Annotated in this window: 6 protein-coding genes; 4 read left to right on the forward strand and 2 right to left on the reverse strand. The window is 54.0% G+C overall.

The window, feature by feature from the left end:
• Nucleotides 1–26: 26 nt before the first annotated feature.
• A complete protein-coding gene (locus C4885_RS08870; protein ID WP_113999980.1) occupies nt 27–1103 on the reverse strand; it encodes a WG repeat-containing protein in 1077 nt (358 codons plus the stop codon).
• 282 nt (nt 1104–1385) lie between these two features.
• Nucleotides 1386–2156 (reverse strand): hypothetical protein, encoded by a 771-nt coding sequence (locus C4885_RS08875; RefSeq protein WP_113999981.1) that lies wholly within the window; start codon nt 2154–2156, stop codon nt 1386–1388.
• Nucleotides 2157–2785: 629 nt separating this feature from the next.
• Between C4885_RS08875 and C4885_RS08880 the strand changes: the two genes are divergently transcribed.
• The 4 genes from C4885_RS08880 to C4885_RS08895 all read left to right on the forward strand — a co-directional run.
• Nucleotides 2786–3757 carry an AAA family ATPase gene (locus C4885_RS08880; protein ID WP_113999982.1) on the forward strand — a complete coding sequence of 324 codons (972 nt, stop codon included), beginning with the start codon at nt 2786–2788 and terminating at the stop codon, nt 3755–3757.
• An 18-nt stretch (nt 3758–3775) separates the two neighbouring features.
• The gene (locus tag C4885_RS08885; protein WP_113999983.1) at nt 3776–4633 is read left to right on the forward strand and encodes a ParB N-terminal domain-containing protein; all 858 of its coding nucleotides are present in this window, start codon (nt 3776–3778) and stop codon (nt 4631–4633) included.
• Between the two features lie 102 nt (nt 4634–4735).
• The gene (locus tag C4885_RS08890) at nt 4736–6196 is read left to right on the forward strand and encodes a hypothetical protein (protein ID WP_113999984.1); all 1461 of its coding nucleotides are present in this window, start codon (nt 4736–4738) and stop codon (nt 6194–6196) included.
• Nucleotides 6197–6491: 295 nt separating this feature from the next.
• Nucleotides 6492–7005, forward strand: a 514-nt coding sequence (locus tag C4885_RS08895; protein WP_242979523.1) for a CHC2 zinc finger domain-containing protein, incomplete at its 3' end; no start/stop codon positions are given.

Here is a 7005-nt window from a genome sequence, read left to right on the forward strand (position 1 = left end):
CCGGGGGCTTTTCCCTGCCAGCTGCGTTATTTTACCTCCAGCAATCCCCACAGGCCGTTCTGCTTTGCCCAGACGCAGCCGCCCTGCGCGGGGGCGAGGTCCTCAAAGCGGCCCTCTTCGATGCAGGGCGTACCGTCGGTGTACAGTGCCGATTTTGCACCGTCCGCCCCCTGCACAACCACGATGCCGGACATATCCGGGAACGCGTAGTCGATCGGCCCGGTCAATCCCTGAGCATCCATCTCGGCTTGATACACGCAGGGAATTACTTCATTGCCGCTCTTGTCACAGTAGCCCCAGTTTCCTGTCTCATCCTGCACAGCGATCAGATCGCTGCCATACATGCAAACGTTCTGATACTGAAAGTCCGTCAGCAGGTTCCCGGCGCTGTCCGCCACTGCATACAGCGCATTTTCGTCCACTGTATATCCCTGGTAGTCATTGTCCCATGCAGCCTGCTGTACCCCGAACAGCGCCGGGGCATCGCTCACCTGCGCCAGCGGTGTGCCGTCAAATTCAAAGTTCCCCAGCAGCTCATAATAGATTTGGCCATCCGCTGTGTAGATCCACCGGTTCATAAACACGCAGCTGTCTCCTGCCTGGACCTCCATATCCGCGCCATTGGCCTGCAGCTCGGCGTTTATCTCATTGCACTTTTTCTTTAAAACCTCAAAGTCGCTGTTATAATAAGATTCGTCCAGCCATACGGAAAGTTCACTTCCTCCAAACAGATAGGGCATCTGCTGCGCCTCGTCCTGTAGAATCACACTGCCCGTGTCGGAATCAAACAGGCTCCACCGCTCGCCGGTTCGAACGGCATACATGCCATCTGCTTCATTCCGGCCTGCCGTATGGTCCCATTCAGAGTACAGCGGTATCATTGCATCAAAGCTGTAGGCCGGTTCCACCTTCCACAAGTCGGTGTCTTCCGCCCCTACAGGTGTTTCCGTCGCCGCGGGGGCGGCTTCCGGGGGGATTTCGGTCATCTCCGAAGTTTCCGGGGTTGTGGTTTCCTCCGATGCCGCTGCAGGTGCGGCCGCACTGCAGCCGGCCAGTGCAGCGGCTGCCATCAGGCAGGACAGGGACATGATCTTTTTTTTCATGGTGATGTATCTCCTTTGTTTTTTTGTTTGCTTACAAATGCACTATAGGGGCATGGGTCTGGAAAATTAAAGAAATGCAGATATTTTTTACGGGACGGGGGAGATATTATGACATCATGTCATAATATCTCCCCTTGTCTTTTTAATCCAATACGCTGCACCGTATTTTCCCTGTTTCATCTCCAGCAAGAACCTGTACAGCGGCACATCCTCGATGGTCACGCCGTCCTCTTCCCCTATGCGTTCTGTAATAATAAAAATGCGCCGGTAATAGGACTTTCATTATTTCGCTGTGTCCTCTTCCCCGCACTCTCGAAGGAACCGCAGCGCCATTGTTGTCAGGCCAAGATAGTAGCCATTATAGCTTGACCGCTCCGTTCCATCGTAGTAGGTGTATTGTTCAATATGCTGTAAAAGCTTCTCCTTCAGCTTCCGTTTTGCGATGAGCTGGATTGCCCACCTTGCATCAAAATGATCTTCCTCTTCGTTGTAGAGCATACACAGTGCAAGATAGGTGTAGGTCAAAAGAAGTTCATGATCCTCCGGATACTCGTCAAAGTAGCTTACTGCTTTATTCTTTACCTCAAGCAGTTCCTCTGCATTTGCTTCCTTACTGAATTCTGCTGCTGTCCATATGAGCCGACTCATGCTCTCCTTGACGCGCATTCGTTCATTATATTTCTTGAGCCAATCTGTGTCCTCATCCGTCGTGTGCCATCGATTTCCGTCATAATAGCTTACGCATGTGTAGTTCTCAAAGCCGCCTGCAAATTCCACGATATAACGACAATCTTCCTTGAGCTCAAAGTGCAGTATAAAATCTGTATCTGAGTAGTTTCCAATATCTTCACCGTACTCATAAACAATATTTCTGATAGCTGAGATAGGAAACAGCTTTGTGAATGACAGCATAAGAAATTCATCCTCGCCGGGTGTCTGATGAATCCATAGCTCTTTTATTTCATTTGTTTTCTCGCTGATTTCGAAAGCCCTATCAGGCCCGACGATCTCCAGAATCTCATGCAGGCGCTTAAGCAGCTCTTCCTTTGTCATAATGGCTCCTCCTTTATATTGTTAAGCTATCTTTTTAATATCAATACGTCGTATTTTGCGATTTTTTATTATTATAGCAATTGTATTGCGGGCGATCAAGTCAATAAATTTATTTCTTCTGTAGCGTTTTCTCCCTATATCTACACACAAAAAAGCAGCCCCCACCCGGCAGAGGGGAGGTAGCTCTGCTGCCGGGTGGGGACTGCTACGCTGCCTCGCAGCATGCTACAGGCATCAGACCTGGCAGCCTGATGCGCTGATAGGCTGCGCAGGGACGAGCTGTCAGACCTCGTTAGTGAGGGAGCTCAAGTCACCCGTGCAGTGATAAGAATGGCTGTTGATTGGAATACCAGCGGGCCGGAGGCTCACCGCTGAGAGAAGCTCTGTCTGTTTTGCTTCTGTAGCTTTATTATAAGCGAAGGCAGCGAAATTACAAAGCCAGGTGGAGATAAAAAACGAGCCGCTAGCGTTGCATAGAAACTTTTTGTGCGCCGGCGCTGCAGCCCTAATTTTTACAGCCCTCTTTCTCTTATCTATTGAACTTTTCTTACCGCTTATGCTATAATAAAGTTATATCCTTAAGGTTATAACCTTGTGGTTTTAACTTTTTCTCGATTTTGGAGGTTTTTATGGTAAAACTGGACTATGAGCGGCTCAAAGCCATCCGTCTGGAGCAGGACATTACCCAAAAGGAGCTTGCCCAATCTACCGGCGTGAGCCTTTCCACCATCAAGCAGATTGAAACCGGCCGCAGTTCGACAGACCTTGAAAACATCCAAAAGCTGTGTACTTATCTGGATGTTGACATCAACGAAATCTACCACCCCGACTACCACGATACCAAGGTGCTCTGCATGCTCAACAACAAGGGCGGCTGCGGCAAGACCAGTCTTTGCGGCGGTATTGCTACGTCGATGGCCGAGCTGGGGCTGCGCATCCTTGTCATCGACGGCGACGGTCAGCGCAACCTGTCCAGCAGCTTCGATATGCCCCGCAGCGAGAAGAACTTCGGCGCGGCGGTACTGGCGGAGCAGGATTTGAACGGCTACATCCAGCCCACCAAATTTGAGAATATCGACATCATCGTGGCCGATGTTTCGATGGGTACGCTGGACATGGCGCTGTTTACCAAAATCAGCCGCGAGAACATCGTGCGCAGCATCCTGCGCCCCGTTGTCGAGCGCGGCTATTATGATTATATCCTCATCGACACGAACCCGAATCTGTCGCTGCTGAACTTCAACATCGTGAACGCCTCCAACTATGTGCTGATCCCCGCCCAGCCCGCCAGCTTTGATTTGGACGGCCTGGCCGTGGTGCTGCAGTTTGTCGATGGCATCAAACCGTACAACCCGACCTTGCAGGTGGGCGGCATCATCATCAACCGCTACGATGCCCGCAACCGCCTGATCACCGAGGCGGCCATGGACCAGCTGCGGGAAAGCTACAGCGCCCTTCTGTTTGAGCAGATCATCCGGGTGGACAGCCGCCTGCAGAACGCCCAGTGGGAGAACCGCCCCGTGCTGGACTACGCGGGCAGCGCGCGTATCTCGAAGGAATACCGCGCCCTGACGAAAGAAATCCTAAAGCGTTGCGTTTGAGAAAGGCGGTAATACTGTATGGCTTTAAAAAAACGGACCGTCGTCTCCCCTGCTGCCGGTGCGGTGTCTCTCCCCTCTTTGATGGCCGATTTGCCCGGCACACGGCGGCTGGAGGAGGTTCCGCTGGACAAGCTCTCCCCTGCCCCGGCTGCCTGGAACTTTTATGCGCCGCTCCCCGACGACAAGCTGCTAGAGCTGATCGAGAGCATCCGGGCCAACGACCTGCTGCACCCCATTGTGGTCTGGAAGCAACCGGACGGCGCGCTGATGATCCTCTCCGGCCACAACCGCGTGCGGGCTTACACTGCCCTGTTGGAAAAGACCGGCGAGGACAAATATCGCCGCATCCCTGCCACCGTGCTGACGGATATCACCACCGACGAGGCGCACGAGATCGTGGTGGATTCCAACTATGTGCAGCGCGTGCTGACGCCGTCGGAGAAGGCGCGGAGCATCTCCCAGAAGTATGCCCTGGCCGGGCGCAAAAAGCGCAGCAGGAACGGTGTGCGCAAATCAAAGTATGAACAGATCGGCGAAGAATACAACCTCTCCGCCCGCCAGATCGCGCGGTATGTGCGGCTGGGCAGTCTGGACGGCAGCCTGCTCAAGCTGCTGGACGGCGGCAAGCTGCCGCTGACAACGGCGCTGCGGCTCGTGGACTTTCCTGCCGAGAGCCAGAAGTATCTGGCCGCCCGCCATGCCGACGAGCTGGCAGGCCCCAAAATGGCCAGGCTGACCGCCGCCATGACCCCGGAACAACTGGATGCCGCCCTGCAGGCAGAGCCGCAGACCGTGCGGGTCAGTGTCACCGTCCCCGCCGCGCTGGAGGAGGATTTCCGCCGCATGGTTGCCGCGTGGGTCAAGGCGCACGGCTGAGATATTATGACATCATGTCATAATATCTCATTTTCATCAACCCTGTATTTACAGGATATTATGACACCATGTCATAATATCTTTTTGCCAAGGAGGCTGACTGTGCCCAAAAAAAAGCAAGCTCTGCCCACGCCCAAGGCAAAGCTTTATACCGAGGACGCCGCCCTGCTGGTGCCCATCTTTCAGAAGGAGCCGTTTATCACCTTTCAGGAATTGCAGGATAAATACGGCGATATTCTGACCGACCAGCAGATTTACCGCGGTCTGCTCGGAACGTTTGCCCCCTACGTCAGCGAGCGCCGGGAGGAAGCCTTTCAGGAGCAGCTTTTACAGGCCAAGCAGGCCGCGCTGCAATTGGAGATCATTTCCCACCCGGTCGGCGGCAGTCTGACCATGCCGGAGACAGAGGTCCGGTCACTGGCAAGGACATCCTTCAACAGCATGCTGGACGGTATGCCGGCCGGCATGGCCTGTTACATTACCTGCGCGGTAAACGCCATGTATGCGGGCGATGTGTCCGACCTGAAAAACGAACCACTTTCCGAGCGGATGCTGCTTTCCAGTGCGAACCAGGGCCCCCTGGAAAAATACAGCATGCAGACGGACTCCATCTTCCGCAACCTGCCCAAGCTGCTGCCGGAGGAGGAAAACGAGGTCTACGTCGGCAAAAGCGCCGGGAAAAACGTGTCCACCATCGTGACGATGGATTTTCCGAAAACCATCGCGTTGGATGGCGGCGGCAGCCTGACGAACTTTGATAAAGCCATCTTAAACGGCGTTTCCTCGCTGCTGATCGCGGGAACGATTTATTTCACCGTCCCGATGCTGTACCGCGCCATGATCGGTAGTGAAAACCCCAGTATGCGGGAAGAGGCCGTCCAGACCATTCGGGATCGACTGGAATTTATGCGGCACTCCACCATCACGCTGGACTGCACCGAGGAGGCTGCCGCCCACTTCATCAAAGAGGGGCAGAATTTGCAGAGCCTGACGCTCTCGCAATATCTCTTGCCGATGAACCGGATGAACGCTGTGCTCAACGGGCGGGAGGTCGAGGCGTACTTTCTCATCGACACGCCGCCGCTGTTCCAGTACGCATCCAGCAAGCGGCAAATTTCTCTTGTGGATATGGACCTTTTGAACGTGCATTTCGCAGAGGACTCTCCGCTGGCCGGGGCAAGCCTGAACAACACCCCCGCCATCATTGTGCTGAAGAACTACCTGCTGACCCGCATTGAGGGCATGAAGAACCCAAACAACCGTCTGCAAAGCCGAAAGATTTTGTTCACATCCATCTACGAGGAGCTCGGCGAGCCGTCGCCCATCAAGCAGCGCCGCCAGCGCCTGCGCAACTACACCGAGATATATCTCGAGTATCTGACCCAGCAGAACTACATCAGCGGGTACAGCTTCACCCGCACCGGGCGCGTTGTGGACGGGGTAGAGATCGTGCTGGACCGCACCACCCGCAGGCCCGCGCCAACGCCCGAGCTGACTTTGCCCGATGAAACGAACAAGGGCCGCTTCAAGCAAAAACCACGCAAACGGAACGTGATACGATAGCTGCGATTTTAAAACCACAACTGATGACCAAAGGCAGCCTTACTAAAGCCACATTTGATGACCATAACTGCTTCACCAAAGCCACAAATGATGACCACCAAAGCTACATCTGATGACTGCCAAAGCCACAAATGATGACCCAAGCACCCCGCAAAACCCCTGCTTTTTCACATTTCAGCGGTAAATTTTCGCTTTTTCAAAAGTGCTGTATGTACTGTAAGTACTGTATGATATCTTTCCCTTTTTTACAGGGAGGAAAAGATACAGTTTTCCCTGTAAGAGGAGAAGTTTTCGTATGAGAAAAACGGATGCCAAAACCTTAAAAAGCTGCCTGCCTCAATGGCTGCGGGAGCACGGGCTGCCCCTGCATAAGCCGTTCGCCTGCCTGAACCCGGCGCACCAGGACGCACACCCTTCTATGGGGTACAATGAGAAAAATCAGACGGTGCACTGCTTTGCCTGCGGCGCGACCTACGATATTTTTGACTTAGTGGGGCAGGAAGAAAATCTGACGGATTTTCCTTCTAAAATGAAAGCCGTCAACCGGCGCTACGGCGGGGGCGAGGTCATCCGGGTCACGGCGAAGCCGACACGGGTTTTTCCTTATAAGGAAAGAGTGGGCAGACCCGACCCCTACTTTACCGGGCGCGGCTTGTCCGATGAAACGGTACGGCGGTTTGGGTTGGTGGTCGAGAATGGGTATGCGGTGTTGCCGGTCTTTGTGGACGGGGTCTGCCGCAGCGTTTGCCGCCGCGCCATTGACCCGGCTGTTGAACCGCGCTACCAGAACAGCCGCGGGGCGATGCAGC

Origin of the sequence: Subdoligranulum sp. APC924/74, assembly GCF_003324125.1 — a bacterium.
GTDB lineage: Bacteria > Bacillota > Clostridia > Oscillospirales > Ruminococcaceae > Gemmiger > Gemmiger qucibialis.

What these genes read in the sequence shown, in the direction of transcription:
- C4885_RS08875 (WP_113999981.1), bottom strand. Translation starts at nt 2,156, where the DNA reads ATGACAAAGGAAGAGCTGCTTAAGCGCCTGCATGAGATTCTGGAGATC.
- C4885_RS08870 (WP_113999980.1), bottom strand. Translation starts at nt 1,103, where the DNA reads ATGAAAAAAAAGATCATGTCCCTGTCCTGCCTGATGGCAGCCGCTGCA.
- C4885_RS08880 (WP_113999982.1), top strand. Translation starts at nt 2,786, where the DNA reads ATGGTAAAACTGGACTATGAGCGGCTCAAAGCCATCCGTCTGGAGCAG.
- C4885_RS08885 (WP_113999983.1), top strand. Translation starts at nt 3,776, where the DNA reads ATGGCTTTAAAAAAACGGACCGTCGTCTCCCCTGCTGCCGGTGCGGTG.